The 16,790-nt window shown below is 41.9% G+C and carries 20 protein-coding genes; 19 read left to right on the forward strand and 1 reads right to left on the reverse strand.

The features are described 5' to 3' along the window. Positions 1–2 precede the first annotated feature (2 nt). The 15 genes from ftsY (at position 3) to pgeF (ending at position 10,896) form a co-directional block, all read left to right on the forward strand. The gene (gene ftsY / locus J5A74_07560) at positions 3–971 is read left to right on the forward strand and encodes a signal recognition particle-docking protein FtsY (GenBank protein ID QUI95241.1); all 969 of its coding nucleotides are present in this window, start codon (positions 3–5) and stop codon (positions 969–971) included. Between the two features lie 13 nt (positions 972–984). Then, positions 985–2,214, forward strand: a complete 1,230-nt coding sequence (locus tag J5A74_07565) for a threonine ammonia-lyase (GenBank protein ID QUI95242.1) — start codon at positions 985–987, stop codon at positions 2,212–2,214. Beyond that, positions 2,162–3,517 carry a chloride channel protein gene (locus J5A74_07570; protein ID QUI95243.1) on the forward strand — a complete coding sequence of 452 codons (1,356 nt, stop codon included), beginning with the start codon at positions 2,162–2,164 and terminating at the stop codon, positions 3,515–3,517. The genes J5A74_07565 and J5A74_07570 overlap by 53 nt, the downstream gene beginning before the upstream one ends. 50 nt (positions 3,518–3,567) lie before the next feature. Next, the gene (locus J5A74_07575; protein ID QUI95244.1) at positions 3,568–3,909 is read left to right on the forward strand and encodes a DNA-binding protein; all 342 of its coding nucleotides are present in this window, start codon (positions 3,568–3,570) and stop codon (positions 3,907–3,909) included. 9 nt (positions 3,910–3,918) lie between these two features. Next, on the forward strand, positions 3,919–5,292 hold the full coding sequence (gene ffh, locus J5A74_07580) for a signal recognition particle protein (GenBank protein ID QUI95245.1): 1,374 nt from the start codon (positions 3,919–3,921) through the stop codon (positions 5,290–5,292). A 29-nt stretch (positions 5,293–5,321) separates the two neighbouring features. Then, positions 5,322–5,567, forward strand: a complete 246-nt coding sequence (gene rpsP / locus J5A74_07585; protein ID QUI95246.1) for a 30S ribosomal protein S16 — start codon at positions 5,322–5,324, stop codon at positions 5,565–5,567. 23 nt (positions 5,568–5,590) lie between these two features. Then, complete coding sequence (locus J5A74_07590) at positions 5,591–5,818, forward strand: KH domain-containing protein (GenBank protein QUI95247.1); 228 nt, start codon at positions 5,591–5,593, stop codon at positions 5,816–5,818. A 45-nt stretch (positions 5,819–5,863) separates the two neighbouring features. Beyond that, positions 5,864–6,373: a 16S rRNA processing protein RimM gene (gene rimM / locus J5A74_07595; GenBank protein QUI95248.1), complete on the forward strand. Its 510-nt coding sequence runs from the start codon at positions 5,864–5,866 to the stop codon at positions 6,371–6,373. A gap of 9 nt (positions 6,374–6,382) precedes the next feature. After that, a complete protein-coding gene (trmD, locus tag J5A74_07600; protein QUI95249.1) occupies positions 6,383–7,126 on the forward strand; it encodes a tRNA (guanosine(37)-N1)-methyltransferase TrmD in 744 nt (247 codons plus the stop codon). A gap of 113 nt (positions 7,127–7,239) precedes the next feature. Next, positions 7,240–7,584: a 50S ribosomal protein L19 gene (gene rplS, locus J5A74_07605; GenBank protein ID QUI95250.1), complete on the forward strand. Its 345-nt coding sequence runs from the start codon at positions 7,240–7,242 to the stop codon at positions 7,582–7,584. A 57-nt stretch (positions 7,585–7,641) separates the two neighbouring features. Then, entirely contained in the window at positions 7,642–8,178 is a 537-nt protein-coding gene (gene lepB, locus J5A74_07610) for a signal peptidase I (GenBank protein ID QUI95251.1), read from the forward strand. Between the two features lie 13 nt (positions 8,179–8,191). Further along, entirely contained in the window at positions 8,192–9,052 is an 861-nt protein-coding gene (ylqF, locus tag J5A74_07615; protein ID QUI95252.1) for a ribosome biogenesis GTPase YlqF, read from the forward strand. Then, a complete protein-coding gene (locus J5A74_07620) occupies positions 8,979–9,710 on the forward strand; it encodes a ribonuclease HII (GenBank protein ID QUI95253.1) in 732 nt (243 codons plus the stop codon). The genes ylqF and J5A74_07620 overlap by 74 nt, the downstream gene beginning before the upstream one ends. After that, on the forward strand, positions 9,707–10,060 hold the full coding sequence (locus J5A74_07625; protein QUI95254.1) for a YraN family protein: 354 nt from the start codon (positions 9,707–9,709) through the stop codon (positions 10,058–10,060). Before J5A74_07620 ends, J5A74_07625 begins: the two co-directional genes overlap by 4 nt. Beyond that, positions 10,045–10,896, forward strand: a complete 852-nt coding sequence (gene pgeF, locus J5A74_07630) for a peptidoglycan editing factor PgeF (GenBank protein ID QUI95255.1) — start codon at positions 10,045–10,047, stop codon at positions 10,894–10,896. Before J5A74_07625 ends, pgeF begins: the two co-directional genes overlap by 16 nt. Before the next feature lie 58 nt (positions 10,897–10,954). Here pgeF and J5A74_07635 read toward each other — a convergent pair whose 3' ends face one another. Further along, complete coding sequence (locus tag J5A74_07635) at positions 10,955–12,157, reverse strand: ribose-phosphate pyrophosphokinase (protein QUI95256.1); 1,203 nt, start codon at positions 12,155–12,157, stop codon at positions 10,955–10,957. 145 nt (positions 12,158–12,302) lie between these two features. Between J5A74_07635 and J5A74_07640 the strand changes: the two genes are divergently transcribed. From J5A74_07640 to J5A74_07655, 4 genes are read left to right on the forward strand one after another with little or no spacing between them, the layout of a single operon-like run. Next, positions 12,303–13,694, forward strand: a complete 1,392-nt coding sequence (locus J5A74_07640) for a DUF512 domain-containing protein (GenBank protein QUI95257.1) — start codon at positions 12,303–12,305, stop codon at positions 13,692–13,694. 11 nt (positions 13,695–13,705) lie between these two features. After that, entirely contained in the window at positions 13,706–15,034 is a 1,329-nt protein-coding gene (gene der, locus J5A74_07645; GenBank protein ID QUI95258.1) for a ribosome biogenesis GTPase Der, read from the forward strand. A gap of 2 nt (positions 15,035–15,036) precedes the next feature. Continuing rightward, positions 15,037–15,672, forward strand: a complete 636-nt coding sequence (plsY, locus tag J5A74_07650; protein ID QUI95259.1) for a glycerol-3-phosphate 1-O-acyltransferase PlsY — start codon at positions 15,037–15,039, stop codon at positions 15,670–15,672. An 18-nt stretch (positions 15,673–15,690) separates the two neighbouring features. Beyond that, on the forward strand, positions 15,691–16,695 hold the full coding sequence (locus tag J5A74_07655; protein ID QUI95260.1) for an NAD(P)-dependent glycerol-3-phosphate dehydrogenase: 1,005 nt from the start codon (positions 15,691–15,693) through the stop codon (positions 16,693–16,695). Positions 16,696–16,790: the final 95 nt, after the last annotated feature.

The raw sequence follows: 16,790 nt of genomic DNA on the forward strand, positions 1-16,790 counted from the left end.
ATATGGAAGAGAAGAAGAAGGGATTTTTTGGCAGACTTGTCGAAGGCTTGGCTAAGACAAGAAATAAGGTAGTCAATAGTATTGAGAGCGTATTCTTGGGCTATGATGTCATTGATGAGGATTTTTATGAAGAACTTGAAGAAACCCTAATTATGGGCGACATTGGCATTCGTGCATCGACAGATATTATTGAGGAATTGAGAGCTCGTGTAAAGGCGGACAAAATTAAAAATCCTGCAGATTGCAGGCAAATTTTAATTGAGACAATTAAGGAAAGAATGGATCTTGGCGAAAATGCCTATGCCTTTGAAAATCAAAAGGCAGTTGTTTTGATGATTGGAGTCAATGGGGTGGGAAAAACTACCTCTGTGGGCAAGCTCTCGGCCCAGTTGAGAGAGATGGGCAAGCGAGTGCTGATTGTCGCTGCCGATACCTTCCGTGCAGCTGCCATTGATCAGCTTGCCGAGTGGAGCAAGAGAAGTGGTGTGGATATGATTGCACAAAATGAGGGTTCTGATCCAGCAGCAGTGGTCTATGATGCCTGTCAGGCAGCAAAGGCAAGAAATGTAGATGTCTTAATTGTCGATACAGCAGGAAGATTGCACAACAAAAAGAACCTCATGGAGGAGTTGAGAAAAATCAATCGCATTATTGACAAGGAATACGAGGGAGCATTTCGAGAGACTTTGGTTGTCTTAGATGGCACGACAGGACAAAATGCCTTGGAACAGGCAAGACAGTTTAAGGATGTTGCGGATATTACAGGAATTGTGCTCACAAAGCTCGATGGAACAGCAAAGGGAGGAATTGCCGTGGCTATTCAGGCTGAGCTTGGCATACCTGTGAAATACATTGGTGTGGGTGAAAAGTTAGATGACTTACAAAAGTTTAATTCAGAGGAATTTGTCAATGCCTTGTTTGAATCTGATGATGAGGTAAAAGAAGAAATACAAGAAGAAATTGACGAATAGGAAGGGTGAAAAAATGGATAAGTTGACACTAGAAAAGTTTGAAGAGGCAAGTGAAATTGTAAAGGAGGTGACGGCAGAGACAAAACTTGTATTTAGTGAGTTTTTCTCTGAACAATCGGGAAATAAGGTCTACTTAAAGCCTGAAAATATGCAGCGAACAGGTGCCTATAAGGTGCGCGGTGCCTACTATAAGATTTCACAGCTTCCTGATGAGGACAAGAAAAAGGGCATTATCACAGCCAGTGCAGGAAACCATGCACAGGGTGTTGCCTATGCATCAAAGCTTGCAAAGATTAAGGCAACGGTTTGTATGCCAACCACTACGCCATTGATGAAAATCAATCGAACAAAGGGATATGGTGCAGAGGTTGTACTTGAGGGGGATGTCTTTGATGAAGCCTGTGCAGCAGCATATCGCATTGCTGATGAGACAGGAGCAACCTTTGTTCATCCATTTAATGACTTGGAAGTGGCAACAGGTCAGGGAACCATTGCAATGGAGATTATTAAGGAACTTCCAACCGTTGATATTATTCTTGTCCCTGTCGGTGGTGGCGGTCTGATTACAGGGGTGTCTACCTTGGCAAAGATGCTCAATCCCAATATTACGGTGATTGGCGTTGAACCTGCCAATGCAGCATGTATGAAGGCTTCCCTTGAAGCTGGTCAAGTTGTGACTTTGCCAAGTGCCAATACCATTGCCGATGGAACAGCGGTGAAAAAGCCAGGAGAGACTATTTTTCCATATGTTCAAAAAAATGTTGACCATATCATCACCATTGAAGATGATGAGTTAATTGTGGCCTTTCTTGATATGGTTGAAAATCACAAGATGATTGTTGAAAATTCAGGTCTTTTGACAGTTGCAGCATTAAAGCATCTAGAGGTCAAGGACAAAAAGATTGTTTCGATTCTCAGTGGTGGAAATATGGATGTCATCACGATGGCTTCTTTGATTCAACATGGATTGATTCAAAGAGACCGAGTATTTACAGTGTCGGTACTTCTTCCAGATAAGCCAGGTGAGCTTGCAAAGGTTTCTGCACTTTTGGCGGAGGAAAAGGGCAATGTCATTCGCCTAGAGCACAATCAATTTGTTAGCATCAATCGAAATGCAGCTGTTGAATTAAAGATTACCTTAGAGGCGTTTGGAACAGAACACAAGAAAATGATTGTTAAGAGGTTAAAAGATGAGGGATATCGTCCGAAAGTTGTTAAATCCACTGGCATTTATACAGACTGATGCACAGCATCCAAGAATTGATGAGAATTTTAAGGAGACTTCGCTCTATCGAAATGTGCACTACTTTATAAAGTGGTCCATAATTTCAATTTTGATTGGAACTTCAGTGGGGTCAGTGGGTGCAATTTTTGCACGTGCCATTGAGTTTGCCACTACTTTTTGGATGGGGCACAGCTATGCACTGTTTTTACTGCCCATCTGTGGTTTAATTATTGTATTTTTATATCATTTTGCTGGGGCGGATGCACCGAGAGGAACAAATTTAGTTTTGAGCTCTATTTCTACAGGAGAAGAGATTACATCGAAGATGGCACCGCTCATTTTTGTCTCTTCTGTGCTCACCCATTTGGGCAGTGGGTCGGCGGGACGAGAAGGTGCGGCTCTTCAGATTGGTGGAAGCCTTGGAAATTTATTTGCACGTATTTTTAAGCTCAATCAACTTGACCGAAATATAGTCGTGATGTGTGGAATGAGTGCCTGCTTTTCGGCTCTCTTTGGCACACCACTTTCAGCAGGAATTTTTTCTATGGAAATTTTTAGTGTCGGGGTGATGTACTACGCTGCATTGATTCCCTGCCTGTTTTCTGCCTATATTGCTGCGGCCGTTGCTCCATTTTGGGGCGTAGCTCCAGAGCGTTTTGTTGTGGAGAGTCTTCCAAATTGGGATATTAAGACGGTTTTACTGTTGATTGTGCTTTCCGCAGCGACAGCCATTGTCTCCATTGCCTTTTGCGTAATGATGCACGGGGCAGAACATCAATACCACAAAATAAAGAAGACCAGTGTCCGCATTTTGGTTGCAGCACTCCTTTTTATTGGCGTGACTTTATTGATTGGAACAAGGGACTATTGTGGCGGCGGTTTTCCATTGATTGAAAGATGCATGGAGGGAAAGGTAAGACCAGAGGCATTTTTTATGAAAATGCTGATGACGAGCATTGTCATTGGTGGCGGATTTAAGGGAGGAGAGATTGTGCCGACCTTTACTATTGGGGCGACTTTTGGATGCTTTTTTGGCACACTCATTGGTCTTCCGCCACAGATTTCTACCGCCTGCGGAATGGTGGCCTGCTTTGTGGGGGTTACAAATTGTCCGATTGCCTCATTGATTATGGGATTGGAACTCTGCGGAGGTTCTGGACTGGCTTTTTATGCCATTGCGGTAGCAGTGAGCTTTACACTCTCTGGCTATTATGGCCTTTACAGTGCACAAAAGTTTGCCTACTCAAAGACCATGCCAATGTATATCAATGCTGAGGCAGAAAAGATTAGGCAGAATAGAAAGAAAAAAAGTGTCAAGTAAAAATACTTGACAAGATATCACTTTTGCTTTACTATAGCAGAGGTGATTTTATGGAAGATATTGTAAATCAGAGCTTATTATATGATTTCTATGGAGAGCTTTTAACTGAACATCAAAGGCGTATTTATGAGGAAGTGGTCTTTAATGATTATTCGATTAGCGAGGTTGCCAGAGATGAGGGCATATCCAGACAGGGCATATCCGATTTGATTCGCCGGTGCGATAAGTTACTGCAAGGATATGAGGAAAAATTGGGTCTAGTCAATAAATTTGAACAGACGAAAGCATTGGTACAGCAAATACACAGAATTTCTACAGAGTTTCATGAGACCAAAGATGATCGTTTGATGAATGAGGTCGAAAAGATTTCTAGGGAAATACTTGCATTATAGGAGATCGATATGGCATTTGAAAGTTTATCAGAGAAACTTCAAAATGTATTTAAGAATTTGAGGGGGCGAGGAAGACTCTCAGAGAATGATGTCAAGGCAGCGATGAAGGAAGTCAAGCTCGCACTTTTAGAGGCCGATGTCAACTTTAAGGTTGTCAAGCAATTTATTAAGGCCGTCGAGGAAAGAGCAATTGGACAGGATGTCATGAACTCACTGACACCAGGACAGCAGGTCATCAAGATTGTCAATGAAGAGATGATCGCACTGATGGGTGCAGAGACGACAGAAATTACAATTAAGCCAGCAGGCGAGATGACCGTGATTATGATGGTGGGTCTTCAAGGTGCTGGTAAGACGACAACAGCGGCAAAGCTTGCGGGAAAGTTTAAGGCCAAGGGATACCAGCCACTGCTTGTCGGCTGTGATATCTATCGCCCAGCAGCAATTGAGCAATTAAAGATCAATGGAGAAAAGCAGGGGGTACCTGTGTTTACGATGGGAAACACACATTCTCCAGTCGATATTTCAAAGGCAGCGATTGAGCATGCCAAAAAGAACAAGAACAACATCGTCATTATTGATACAGCAGGTCGCTTGCACATTGATGAGAGTATGATGGATGAACTTGTGCAAATCAAGGAAAATGTAAATATTGATTACAGTGTGCTTGTCGTCGATGCGATGACAGGTCAAGATGCTGTCAATGTGGCAAAGACATTTGATGAGCGTCTGGATGTCTATGGTGTCATCTTGACAAAGATGGATGGTGATACCCGTGGTGGTGCGGCACTTTCTATTAAGTCAGTGACAGGAAAGCCCATTCTCTATGTCGGTATGGGCGAAAAATTGTCCGATTTGGAGCAATTTCATCCAGATCGAATGGCGAGCAGAATTCTTGGTATGGGGGATATCCTCACCTTGATTGAAAAGGCCGAGCTTGAGTATGACGAGGAAAAGGCCAAGGAGCTTTCTAAGAAAATCAAAAAGGCAGAGTTTGACTTTAATGATTTCTTGGAGCAGATGCAACAATTAAAAAAGATGGGTGGCATCAATGGACTGTTGGGAATGCTTCCTGGTATGGGAGCAAAGGCAGATGCCTTAGCTGAAGTTGATGACAAGCAAGTGGCTAGGATTGAGGCGATTGTGCTGAGTATGTCGGCACAGGAAAGAGCCAATCCTTCCATTTTGAATCCGTCAAGAAAGAATCGCATCGCAAAGGGTGCGGGTGTGGACATTGCGGAGGTCAATCGCATTGTGAAGCAATTTGACCAGATGAAGAAGATGATGAAGTCGATGTCTGGTCTTACAGGTGGCAAGAAACGTGGTGGCGGTCTTGGTGGCCTGATGGGAGGAAAATTTAAGCTCCCAGGTGGTATGTTTTAAAACAGAAAGATTTTAGGAGGAATACAACAATGGCAGTAAAGATGAGATTAAAGAGAATGGGACAGAAGAAGGCACCTTTTTACAGAATTATTGTGGCAGACGCAAGATCTCCAAGAGATGGTAAGTTTATCGAGGAAGTTGGTTACTATGATCCAACAAAGGAGCCAAGTGTAATCAAGTTTGATGAGGAATTGGCAAAGAAGTGGCTTTCTAACGGTGCACAGCCAACAGAGAGAGTTGCAAAGCTTTTGAAGGAAGCAAATATCCAAAAGTAAGCCAGTAGCATAGGGGAACAGCTATGAAAGAAGTTGTAGAAGTGGTGGCAAGAGCACTAGTAAACGAACCAGAAAAAGTAGTTGTCACACAGACAGAACAAAAAGATTCAATTGTCGTGGAACTTCATGTTGCACCTGAAGATATGGGGAGAGTGATTGGCAAATCGGGAAGAATTGCCAGTGCGATTCGCAATGTTGTCAAGGCAGCATCTTCTAGGGAAGGAAAAAAAGTAATAGTTGATATTCGTTAGAAATGGGGACTCCACGCTTGAGTCCTCATTTTTTTGGAGGAAATAATGGTAGAAAAATTGCGAGTGGGTGTGATTACAAGTCCACATGGTGTGCGAGGAGAGGCGAAGGTCTATCCGACAACAGACGATCCAAAACGCTTTTCAAAATTAAAAAAAGTCCATATGAAAAGTATGCGGGAGGCAAAGGAACTGGAAATTGAGAGCGTCAAGTACTTTAAGAATATGGTGATTTGTAAGTTTAAGGGCATTGACACCCCAGAGGAGGTGGCAAAATATAAAAATGCAGATCTTTTCGTAGACAGAAAGGATGCAACACCTTTAAAAAAGAATGAAAATTATATTGCCGATTTGATTGGACTGTTGGTGGTTACGGATGAGGGAAAAGAGCTCGGCGTTGTGGAAGATATTTTTCCAACGGGAGCCAATCAAGTGATGGAAGTCAAGATGGAAAAGAAAAATGTGCTCATTCCTTATATCAAGGAATGCATTCTCGATGTCGATTTAGAAAATCAAAAGATTGTTGTGCATTTACTGAAGGGTTTACTCGATTTGTAGGAGAAAGAAATGAAATTTCATATTTTGACTCTATTTCCAGAGATGATGGAGATGGTATTAAAAGAAAGTATTATTGGCAGGGCACAGCAGGGAAATTTAATTGAAGTTGAGGCAATCAATATCCGAGATTATGCTCATAATAAGCATCGCCATGTCGATGACTATCCCTATGGGGGTGGGGCAGGAATGTTGATGCAGGCAGCTCCCATTTGTGAGGCCTATGAGGAACTTTCTAAGAAGTTGGGAAAAAGACCCAAGGTTTTGTATATGACACCACAGGGAAAGGTCTTTAATCAAGGTTTGGCCAAGGAGTTAGCAAGAGAGGAAAATCTCGTCTTTTTATGCGGTCACTATGAGGGCGTGGATGAGCGAGCACTGGAATTGTTAAATGTAGAGAGCGTCTCCATTGGGGACTATGTATTAACTGGTGGAGAATTGCCAGCGATGGTGATGATTGACTCCATTAGTCGAATGGTGCCAGGGGTGCTGACCAATCATGAGAGTGCAGATTTTGAATCCTTTGAAGACAACTTGCTTGAGTATCCACAATATACAAGACCTGAGGAGTATGCAGGGCTAAAAGTTCCCCCTGTTCTTTTGAGTGGACATCACAAAAATATTGCAAAATGGCAGAGAGAACAATCGCTGTTGAGGACTTTGCAGAGACGACCAGAGTTATTGGAGAATGCCAACCTTGACAAGAAGGATGTTGAAATTTTACAGAGGTTAAAAGAAGAACAAAATATAGAATAATTCTTGCACTTTCAAATGAAGTGTGCTAAGATAGGTGCGTTATTAAGCGATGTTCCTCTGGTTCGAAAAAAGAATGAACGAAAGAATGTCAAATGAAAAGCAGGAGGTTCACAATGAACGAGATTATTAAGAGTATTGAAGCAACACAATTAAGAGCAACACATGAGTTTTCTGTTGGTGATACAGTAAGAGTACACAACAAGATCAAAGAGGGAAACAGAGAGAGAATTCAGATCTTCGAGGGTACTGTTTTGAAGAGACAGGGCGGCGGAGCAAGAGAGACTTTCACTGTGAGAAAGAACTCAAATGGTATTGGTGTCGAGAAGACATGGCCTGTACATTCTCCTTTTGTTGATAAGATCGAAGTAATCAGAAGAGGTAAGGTAAGAAGAGCAAAATTGAATTATCTTCGTGATCGTGTTGGTAAGGCAGCAAAGGTTAAAGAGATTATTCGATAATTTTTGTACAAAAAGGGGGGACAATCGTCCCCCCTTTTGCCGTATTGAGGAGAAAAGATGAATTTCTATCGAGAAGAAAGCAATATTTTTGTGAGGACATTGGACACCATTGCCATGATTTTTGTTGTCATTGCATTGGCGTGGTTTAGTGTGTTTTCATTTGGAAAACAGATTACAAATACAGGGCAGTCGATGCAGCCAGTGCTCCTTTCGGGAGAACACGCCCTGATGGACCGCTTGAAATATGGAGTTACAGGACCATCTCGCTATGATGTGGTGGTATTTCGCTCTATTGATGGTCGCACCAATATTAAGCGGATTATTGGACTTCCAGGGGAGACCGTACAAATTCAAGGTGGAAAAGTCTATATTGATGGCGAACAACTAGGCGGAAAATATGGCGACGCTTCACTCTCCGGTCTGGCATCGAGTGGAGTGTTCTTGGGAAGAGATGAGTATTTTGTATTGGGAGATAATCGGGAATCCAGTGAGGATTCAAGATTTGATAGTATTGGAAATGTAAAGCGAAAAGACATTGTGGGAAAGGTTTGGCTAAGAATCGGAAAAATTTCTCGCTTTGGCTTTATTCGGTGATGGGGGAGAAAAAATGAAGATTCAATGGTATCCAGGACATATGACCAAGGCCAAGCGTGCGATGGCTGAGGATGTCAAGATTATCGACTTAATTATCGAGATGACGGATGCGAGGGCACCGCTTTCAACAAGAAATCCAGATATCGACCAACTGGGACAGGGAAAGGCGAGATTGATCATTCTGAACAAGGCAGATGCTGCAGATGAACGAGCAAATCGGCAGTGGGAGGAGTATTTTCAAAAACTTGGCTATGAATGTCTAATGATGGACTCGAGAGAAAAAAAGAGCATAAAAAAGTTGATGGCTAGTATTGACAAGGCGTGTGAAAAAAAGAAAGAAAGGGATAGAAAGCGTGGTATTTTAAATCGTCCAATTCGAGCTATGGTGACAGGAATTCCCAATGTAGGAAAGAGCACATTGATTAATTCCATCTCAGGAAAGGCCACTGCAAAGACGGGAAATAAGCCAGGAGTTACGAAAGGAAACCAATGGATTCGACTCAATAAATCCGTCGAACTTTTGGACACACCAGGAATCTTGTGGCCAAAATTTGAAGACCAACATGTCGGAGAGATGATTGCTTTTATTGGCTCCATCAATGATATGATTATAGACACAAGAGAGTTGGGAACAGAGTTAATTCGTTGGTTCTTAGCCAATCGACCAGAGATTTTGAGAGAAAGATTTGAAATTGAAGATATGGATGAGCATGAGGCATTGATTCAGATTGCCAAATTGCGTGGCTGTATAATTAAGGGAAATGAGTATGATTATGATAAGGCCGCAAGTATTTTTATCAATGAATTTCGCTCAGGAAAACTTGGAAAAATTACATTGGAATGGCCGCAAAAGAGTCAGGAAGAAGAGGCGTAGTATGGCAGTGTTGAAGGAAGAAAAATTGCAGGCAGAGCGAGAGCGACTGGAAAAAATGCGTGAGTTTGAACATCAATATGCCAGATATCACTATATTTGTGGGATTGATGAGGCAGGGCGAGGTCCACTGGCAGGGCCTGTGGTGGCAGCGGCGGTGATTTTGCCAAGAGATGAGGAAATTTTATTTTTAAATGATTCAAAGAAGCTCTCCGAAAAAAAGAGAAATGCCCTATTTGTAGAAATTAAGCAAAAGGCCATCGCCTATGGCATTGGCATTGTCGATCACAAGGTGATTGACGAAATCAATATTTTGCAGGCGACCTATCAGGCCATGCGGGAGGCCATCCATCAACTTCAAGTCAAACCAGACCTCTTGCTCAATGATGCGGTGACCATTCCAGAGGTGGATATTCCTCAAGTGCCCATTGTCAAGGGAGATGCTAGGAGTGTAAGTATTGCAGCAGCAAGTATTCTAGCCAAGGTGACAAGAGATGAGTTGATGGGAAAATATGATACGCTCTATCCTGATTATGGATTTGCCAAGCACAAAGGTTATGGCACGCCCCAGCATGTGAAGGTACTCAAGGAGAAGGGGGCTTGTGAAATTCATAGAAAGACCTTTATTGGAAAAATTGTAAAGGACAAAGAAAAGGAATGAATCGGCGAACCATTGGCAGTGAATACGAAAAAAAGGCTGCCCAGTTTTTGCAACAAAGAGGCTGTGTCATTGTAGAGATGAATTATCGCACAAAGAGGGCAGAAATCGATATTATTTTTCTTGATGGTGATACCTTGGTGTTTGGTGAAATCAAATACCGAAAAAATCTTTGCTATGGTATGCCACTGGAGGCTGTGGATGAGAAAAAGGCAAGGCGAATTTATCAAGGGGCAAGGCAATATATCTATGAAAGGCAGATAGAAGAAATGCCCATGCGCTTTGATTGTATTGGTATTTGTGGAAATGAGTGGACTTGGGAAAAGGATGTGTTTGAATGGATCAATGGATAAGAACAGATAAAAAGATGGAGATTGTAGAGAGGGTGGCAGAAAATGGTGTGCCTTATCTGTATTTTCCAGCACTTGAAGATATCGGTGTGCGTCATGCTTTTTCGACAAAGGAAGGCGGTGTCAGCACAGGTGTCTATGAGAGTATGAATTTAAGCTTTACAAAGCCAGGAGAGAAAAGGGAAAATGTCCTTGAAAATTACAGACGAATGGCTAGGGCCATTGGTGTTGGAGAAAATTCTTTTGTGCTTTCTGACCAAACGCACACGACAAATGTCTTGCAGGTGAAAAAGGAGCATTTAGGTCTTGGTATAACAAAAGAAAGAATCCCAGATATTGATGGAATGGTGACCAATGTGCCAGGAATTACCCTCGTGACCTTCTATGCGGACTGTATTCCTTTGTATTTTGTCGATCCAGTAAAAAGAGCGATTGGTCTTTCACACTCTGGGTGGAGAGGAACCATTAAAGAGATGGGGCGCATCACCGTGGAAAAGATGATCGAATGTTATGGCAGCAAACCTAGAGATATTATTGCGGCCATTGGACCTGGAATTTGTGTCGATTGCTATGAAATTAGCAAAGAGCTTGGCAAGAGATTTGAGCAGGAATTTCAGGCTGGAGATGTCAAAGAGATCCTCACGCCCTATGTCAACGATCATTGCCATTTAAATCTTTGGCGTGCCAATGAGATGATTTTAGAAAAGGCAGGAATTTTGCCAGAAAATATTCATACGAGTAATATTTGCACACATTGCAATAGCACTAGACTCTATTCCCACCGCACAATGGGAGCAGAGCGGGGAAATCTCGCGGCGATGTTGGCATTGATTGAATGATAAAAAAAGGGAGATGCGAAAAAACTCAATCGAGTTTTTTCACACCCCCTTTTATCATTTATTCGTCTGTGTCAGGTTCTTCTGAGTGATTTAATTTATTGACAAACTTTTGAATTTTATCTGTAGGGGATAAAACCTTGCCGATTGGCACATCATGATTAAAGGAATTGATGATGGCCGCAAGATATTTATTCATATTTGCCTCTAAATACCATGGTTTGGTCAAAAGTTCTGGTTTTCTGTAATTTAAATTGGTGGTACATACATAGTCAAAGTCACCATTTTTGTGAGCCTCATCAAACTTTTCTAGACCATTCGTAAAGAGACCAAAGGTTGCACAAATAATGACACGTGCGGCCTTTCTTTGCTTTAATTGTCTCGCAGTATCAAACATTGACTCGCCAGAGGCAATCATATCATCCATGATGATGACAGTTTTTCCCTCAACACTCGCACCGATAAATTCATGAGCGATAATCGGATTTCGCCCATCAACAACTTTGGAATAGTCACGGCGCTTGTAGAACATACCCATGTCCACTTTGAGGTTATTGGCAAGGTATACGGCACGATTCATTGCACCCTCGTCTGGACTGATAATCATTAAGTGATCCTTGTCAATCACTAGGTCAGGAATATTTTCAAAAATGGTCTTTACAAATTGGTAAGTTGGCGAAAAATTATCAAAGCCATGAAGTGGAATTGAATTCTGCACACGAGGATCATGTGCATCAAAGGTGATAATATTGCTGACACCCATATCAACGAGCTCTTGGAGAGCACTTGCACAGTCAAGGGATTCTCTCTTGGTTCTTTTGTGCTGTCTGCTCTCATAGAGAAATGGCATAATGACATTGACTCTGTGCGCAGATGGAATACAAGCAGCAATAATTCTTTTTAGATCCTGATAGTGATCATCAGGGGACATGTGGTTTTCAAAACCATTGAGCGTGTAGGTGAGCGAGTAGTTTGTGACATCAGCCATCACAAAGACATCGGCACCACGTACGGATTCATCAATCTGTCCTTTTGCTTCGCCAGAACCAAAGCGAGGGGTTTGTAACTTTAAGAGATAGTTTTCTTCCTCATAACCACGGTAGTGTAGGTTTTCTGGCTGATTCTTCAATGCTTCCATATCATTTTTTCTAAAAGAAACAATGATATCATTCACATCTTTTGCAAGATCTTTGCAGCTATTCAGTGCTGCAATCTTCAACGGTCCGATCGGCAGACGATCATTAAAAACAAATTGATTCGACATTCTCTTCTCCTTAATGTAACTTGTTAGTGTCAACTCATTTATAACATTTGACAGGGTGTGCGTCAAGAAATAGTTGCTCTATTCTTTACAAAGAATAGACAAATTGGTATGATAAAGAGACAGGGATTTGGAAAGGTGAGGATTTATGGAAAATAAGGGACATCGAATTGCTTCTGTTGCACCAGGCTCAATTGCAGAAGAATTGGAGATTGAGGTGGGGGATCGATTGCTTTCGATTGATGGACATGAATTAAAGGATGTGTTGGATTATCGATTCTATATCAATGCTGAGGAAGTCACTTTGCTCGTTGAAAAGCCAGATGGCGAGCTTTGGGAATTGGATATTGAAAATGACTACGAGGACCTTGGTATAGAATTTGATTCGGGATTAATGAGTGACTATAAGACTTGCACCAACCAATGTGTATTTTGTTTTATTGATCAAATGCCACCAGGAATGCGAGAGACACTCTATTTTAAGGATGATGATTCCAGACTTTCTTTTTTGCAGGGAAATTATGTAACTCTGACCAATATGAAGGACGAGGATATTGAGCGAATTATTAATTTTAATCTTGCACCCATCAATATTTCAATACATACGACCAATCCAAAATTGCGCTGTGAGATGTTGCACAATCGCTTTGCGGGCGAAGCCCTCAAGTACTTAGATAAGCTCTATGAAAGGGGCATTCCAATGAATGGCCAGATTGTGATGTGTAAAGGCTATAATGATGGAAAAGAGTTAGAACATACACTCAATGATTTATTAAAGTATGCTCCAGTGATGGAGTCCGTTTCTGTGGTACCACTGGGAATGACAAAATTTCGAAAGGGATTAAAGCCACTTGAGCCAATTGACAAAGACAGTGCCATACAGACTATTGGCATTATTGAAGAGATACAAAAAAAGGCAATGAAAAAATGTGGCAGTCACTTTGTTCAGGCCAGCGATGAGTTTTATTTATTGGCGGGAAAGGAGATTCCACAGGAGGAACAATATGATGGCTATATTCAGCTTGAAAATGGCGTGGGAATGCTTCGGCTTTTAATTGAGGAAGTAAAGGATGCCATTGTAGAACTTAATCATGGGAAAATAGAGACAGACCACAAGGCAGAAAAACTGTCCATTGCCACAGGGACATTGCCAGCACCTATTATCTCTGAGTTATTGAAGGAAATTGGCAAGGTTTTGCCTGATAAGAAGGTATCACTTTTTCCCATTCGCAATGATTTTTTCGGCGAGCAAATTACAGTTTCAGGTCTGGTGACGGCAACAGATATTATGGCTCAATTAAAGGATCAGGATTTGGGTAAACGCCTGCTTTTGCCTGTGAATATGTTTCGAAGTGGCGAGGAGACATTTCTTGATGACTACACAAGAGAAGATGTGGAGAAAAGGCTTGGTGTAAAGACAGTAATTGTGGGAAGTTCTGGCTATGACTTAGTAAGAGCGATTGCCAATGAAGCGTATGTAGAGAATGTGCAATACAATGCCTATGAGCTTTCAGACGAGGGCTTTTATACTGAAGAATAAAGGAGAAAAAGATGAGTAAACCTGTAGTAGCGGTGGTGGGGCGCCCAAATGTAGGAAAGTCCACACTGTTTAATGTAATTGCGGGGGAGGCGATTTCTATTGTCAAGGACACGCCAGGCGTGACAAGGGATCGAATTTACGCAGATTGTACTTGGCTTGATATGTATTTTACTTTGATTGATACTGGAGGAATTGAACCAGAAAGTTCCGATATTATTCTCTCCCAGATGAGAGAACAGGCACAGATTGCCATTGATACAGCCGATGTGATCGTCTTCATTACCGATGTTCGACAGGGACTTCAGGATGCAGACTTTAAGGTGGCCGATATGCTCAGAAAGTCAAAAAAACCAGTGGTCTTAGCCGTCAATAAGGTCGATAACATGGCAAAGTATGGAAATGATGTCTATGAGTTTTATAATTTGGGTATTGGAGACCCCATTCCTGTATCGGCGGCTTCTCGACTGGGAATTGGTGACTTACTCGATGCAGTGAGTGCCCATTTTACAAAGGAAATGCTAGAGGATGCGGAGGAAGATGATCGTCCAAGAATTGCGGTTGTTGGAAAGCCAAATGTTGGAAAAAGTTCTTTGATCAATAAACTTACGGGGGCAAATCGAGTGATTGTCTCCAATATTGCGGGAACAACAAGAGATGCGATTGACACGGTTGTTCGATACAATAAACAAGACTATGTCTTTATTGATACCGCAGGGTTGCGAAGAAAGAGTAAGGTAAAGGAAGACCTAGAGCGATATAGCATTATTCGCACCGTCACCGCAGTGGAGCGTGCCGATGTGGTTATTTTAGTAATTGATGCCACAGAGGGTGTGACTGAGCAGGATGCAAAGATTGCGGGCATTGCCCACGAAAGAGGCAAGGGCATTATTGTGGCTGTCAACAAATGGGATGCGATTGAAAAAAATGACAAGACCATCTATGAGTTTACCAATAAAATTAAGCAAGTCCTTTCTTTTATGCAATATGCAGAATTTGTTTTTATCTCTGCACTCACTGGTCAGAGAATGAATAAGATGTTTGAGTTAATTGATATGGTTAGAGAAAATCAAACCCTTCGTGTGCAGACTGGTGTGCTCAACGAAATTATTACGGAGGCCACAGTGATGCAACAACCACCTTCGGATAAGGGCAAGCGTCTAAAGATTTTTTACACCACACAGGTGGCAGTAAAACCACCAACATTTGTGATATTTGTCAATAATAAGGGTTTGATGCATTTTTCTTATCAAAGATATTTGGAAAATCGCATCAGGGAGTCCTTTGGCTTTAGAGGGACGGCCCTCAGATTTATTATTCGAGAGAGAAGTGAGGAAAGTTAAAAATGTGGACATTATATCGAATACTTGCCATCGTGGTGGGATATCTCTTTGGGTTATTACAGACAGGATATTTGTTTGGACATTTTCAACATATTGATATACGAAATTATGGAAGCGGAAATTCGGGTGCAACAAATGCTTTGCGTGTTATGGGGAAAAAGGCAGGAGCAATTGTCTTTTTTGGAGATTTTTTTAAGGCCTTTATTCCATGTATTGTGGTGCGTTTGCTATTAAAAAATCAACCAATCAATCCGACGCTCTTTGTCTTTTATGTAGGACTTGGCGTGGTATTGGGTCACAATTTTCCGTGCTATATGCATTTTAAAGGGGGAAAGGGCGTTGCTTCGACCGCAGGAGTGATTGCCACCTTGGATTGGCGATTAATCATCGCCTGTCTTTTGATCTTTATCATCAGTGTGGCCATTACAAAATATGTCTCCTTGGGTTCAATCCTGGTGATGCTTGTGATGATTGCAATGACATTTTTGTTGACCTTTGCAGGAAAAATGGGGACAAAAAATTTAGGAGAAATTCGAGTGATGTCTGTGGTCCTTGGCGGACTTTCCATCTTTCAACATCGAAAGAATATTATGAGGTTATTATCAGGGACAGAAAATAAGTTAGGGAGTAAAAAATAGGAAAAGGTAGGAGTAGATATGGATAAGATAACAATTATTGGCACAGGCACTTGGGGAACAGCATTGGGAATGTTACTGGTTGACAATGGTCATCAGGTAACTTTGTGGTCGGCATTTCCAGAGGAACTTGAGAGCATGGAAAAAACAAAAACGCATAGAAGTCTTCCGGGCATTGTGCTGCCAGAAGAATTTATTTATCAACCTGACCTTGAAAAGGCCATGGAGGGAGCAAAAGTTTTAGTTCTTGCCGTCCCTTCCATCTATACGAGGGGAACAGCAAGAAAAATGGCAAAATTCTATCGACCAGAGCAAATCATTGTCAATGTGGCCAAGGGCATTGAAGAGCATACATTGAAAGTATTAAATGTACAGGTGGAAGAAGAAATTCCAGGGGCAAATGTCTGTGTGCTCTCTGGACCAAGTCATGCCGAAGAAGTTTCTAGGAAATTGCCGACAACCTGTGTTGTGGGTGCACACACCAAGGAGACAGCACAAAAGATACAAAATATCTTTATGAGCCCTGTATTTCGTGTGTATATTTCTTCGGATATGTTAGGTATTGAGCTTGGTGGAAGCCTAAAAAATGTCATTGCCCTAGCTGCTGGTATTGCGGACGGACTTGGATATGGAGACAATACAAAGGCGGCACTGATTACCAGAGGAATTGCAGAGATGAGCCGTCTTGGTGTGAAGATGGGGGCGACAGTGCAAAGTTTTGCTGGGCTTTCAGGCATTGGAGATTTAATTGTTACTTGTGCAAGTAGGCACAGCAGAAATCGAAAAGCAGGTGTGTTAATTGGACAGGGAAAGACAATGCAAGAAGCGATGGACGAGGTCAAAATGGTGGTCGAGGGCGTGTATTCTGCAAAGGCGGCGAAGGCATTGGCTGAGGAATATGGCGTATCTATGCCAATTGTAGAGCAGGTCAATGCGGTGCTCTTTGAAAACAAGGCACCAAAGGATGCCGTCGATGAGCTGATGCAAAGAGAGAAAAATGTCGAAAGTCAGGCATTGGATTGGTAAGATGGATTGACAATTAAAAGTGAAAAAGATATAATCGGAGATTATACATTTGATTACAGGAGGTAAGGAAATAGTGAAAAAGCTATTGGGGGTTA

It is taken from the genome of Lachnospiraceae bacterium oral taxon 096, assembly GCA_018141845.1.
Taxonomy (GTDB): Bacteria; Bacillota; Clostridia; order Lachnospirales; family Lachnospiraceae; genus F0428.

Coding starts and splice junctions, on each gene's coding strand:
- ftsY (QUI95241.1), top strand. CDS start 3: ATGGAAGAGAAGAAGAAGGGATTTTTTGGCAGACTTGTCGAAGGCTTG.
- J5A74_07565 (QUI95242.1), top strand. CDS start 985: ATGGATAAGTTGACACTAGAAAAGTTTGAAGAGGCAAGTGAAATTGTA.
- J5A74_07570 (QUI95243.1), top strand. CDS start 2,162: ATGAGGGATATCGTCCGAAAGTTGTTAAATCCACTGGCATTTATACAG.
- J5A74_07575 (QUI95244.1), top strand. CDS start 3,568: ATGGAAGATATTGTAAATCAGAGCTTATTATATGATTTCTATGGAGAG.
- ffh (QUI95245.1), top strand. CDS start 3,919: ATGGCATTTGAAAGTTTATCAGAGAAACTTCAAAATGTATTTAAGAAT.
- rpsP (QUI95246.1), top strand. CDS start 5,322: ATGGCAGTAAAGATGAGATTAAAGAGAATGGGACAGAAGAAGGCACCT.
- J5A74_07590 (QUI95247.1), top strand. CDS start 5,591: ATGAAAGAAGTTGTAGAAGTGGTGGCAAGAGCACTAGTAAACGAACCA.
- rimM (QUI95248.1), top strand. CDS start 5,864: ATGGTAGAAAAATTGCGAGTGGGTGTGATTACAAGTCCACATGGTGTG.
- trmD (QUI95249.1), top strand. CDS start 6,383: ATGAAATTTCATATTTTGACTCTATTTCCAGAGATGATGGAGATGGTA.
- rplS (QUI95250.1), top strand. CDS start 7,240: ATGAACGAGATTATTAAGAGTATTGAAGCAACACAATTAAGAGCAACA.
- lepB (QUI95251.1), top strand. CDS start 7,642: ATGAATTTCTATCGAGAAGAAAGCAATATTTTTGTGAGGACATTGGAC.
- ylqF (QUI95252.1), top strand. CDS start 8,192: ATGAAGATTCAATGGTATCCAGGACATATGACCAAGGCCAAGCGTGCG.
- J5A74_07620 (QUI95253.1), top strand. CDS start 8,979: ATGAATTTCGCTCAGGAAAACTTGGAAAAATTACATTGGAATGGCCGC.
- J5A74_07625 (QUI95254.1), top strand. CDS start 9,707: ATGAATCGGCGAACCATTGGCAGTGAATACGAAAAAAAGGCTGCCCAG.
- pgeF (QUI95255.1), top strand. CDS start 10,045: ATGGATCAATGGATAAGAACAGATAAAAAGATGGAGATTGTAGAGAGG.
- J5A74_07635 (QUI95256.1), bottom strand. CDS start 12,157: ATGTCGAATCAATTTGTTTTTAATGATCGTCTGCCGATCGGACCGTTG.
- J5A74_07640 (QUI95257.1), top strand. CDS start 12,303: ATGGAAAATAAGGGACATCGAATTGCTTCTGTTGCACCAGGCTCAATT.
- der (QUI95258.1), top strand. CDS start 13,706: ATGAGTAAACCTGTAGTAGCGGTGGTGGGGCGCCCAAATGTAGGAAAG.
- plsY (QUI95259.1), top strand. CDS start 15,037: ATGTGGACATTATATCGAATACTTGCCATCGTGGTGGGATATCTCTTT.
- J5A74_07655 (QUI95260.1), top strand. CDS start 15,691: ATGGATAAGATAACAATTATTGGCACAGGCACTTGGGGAACAGCATTG.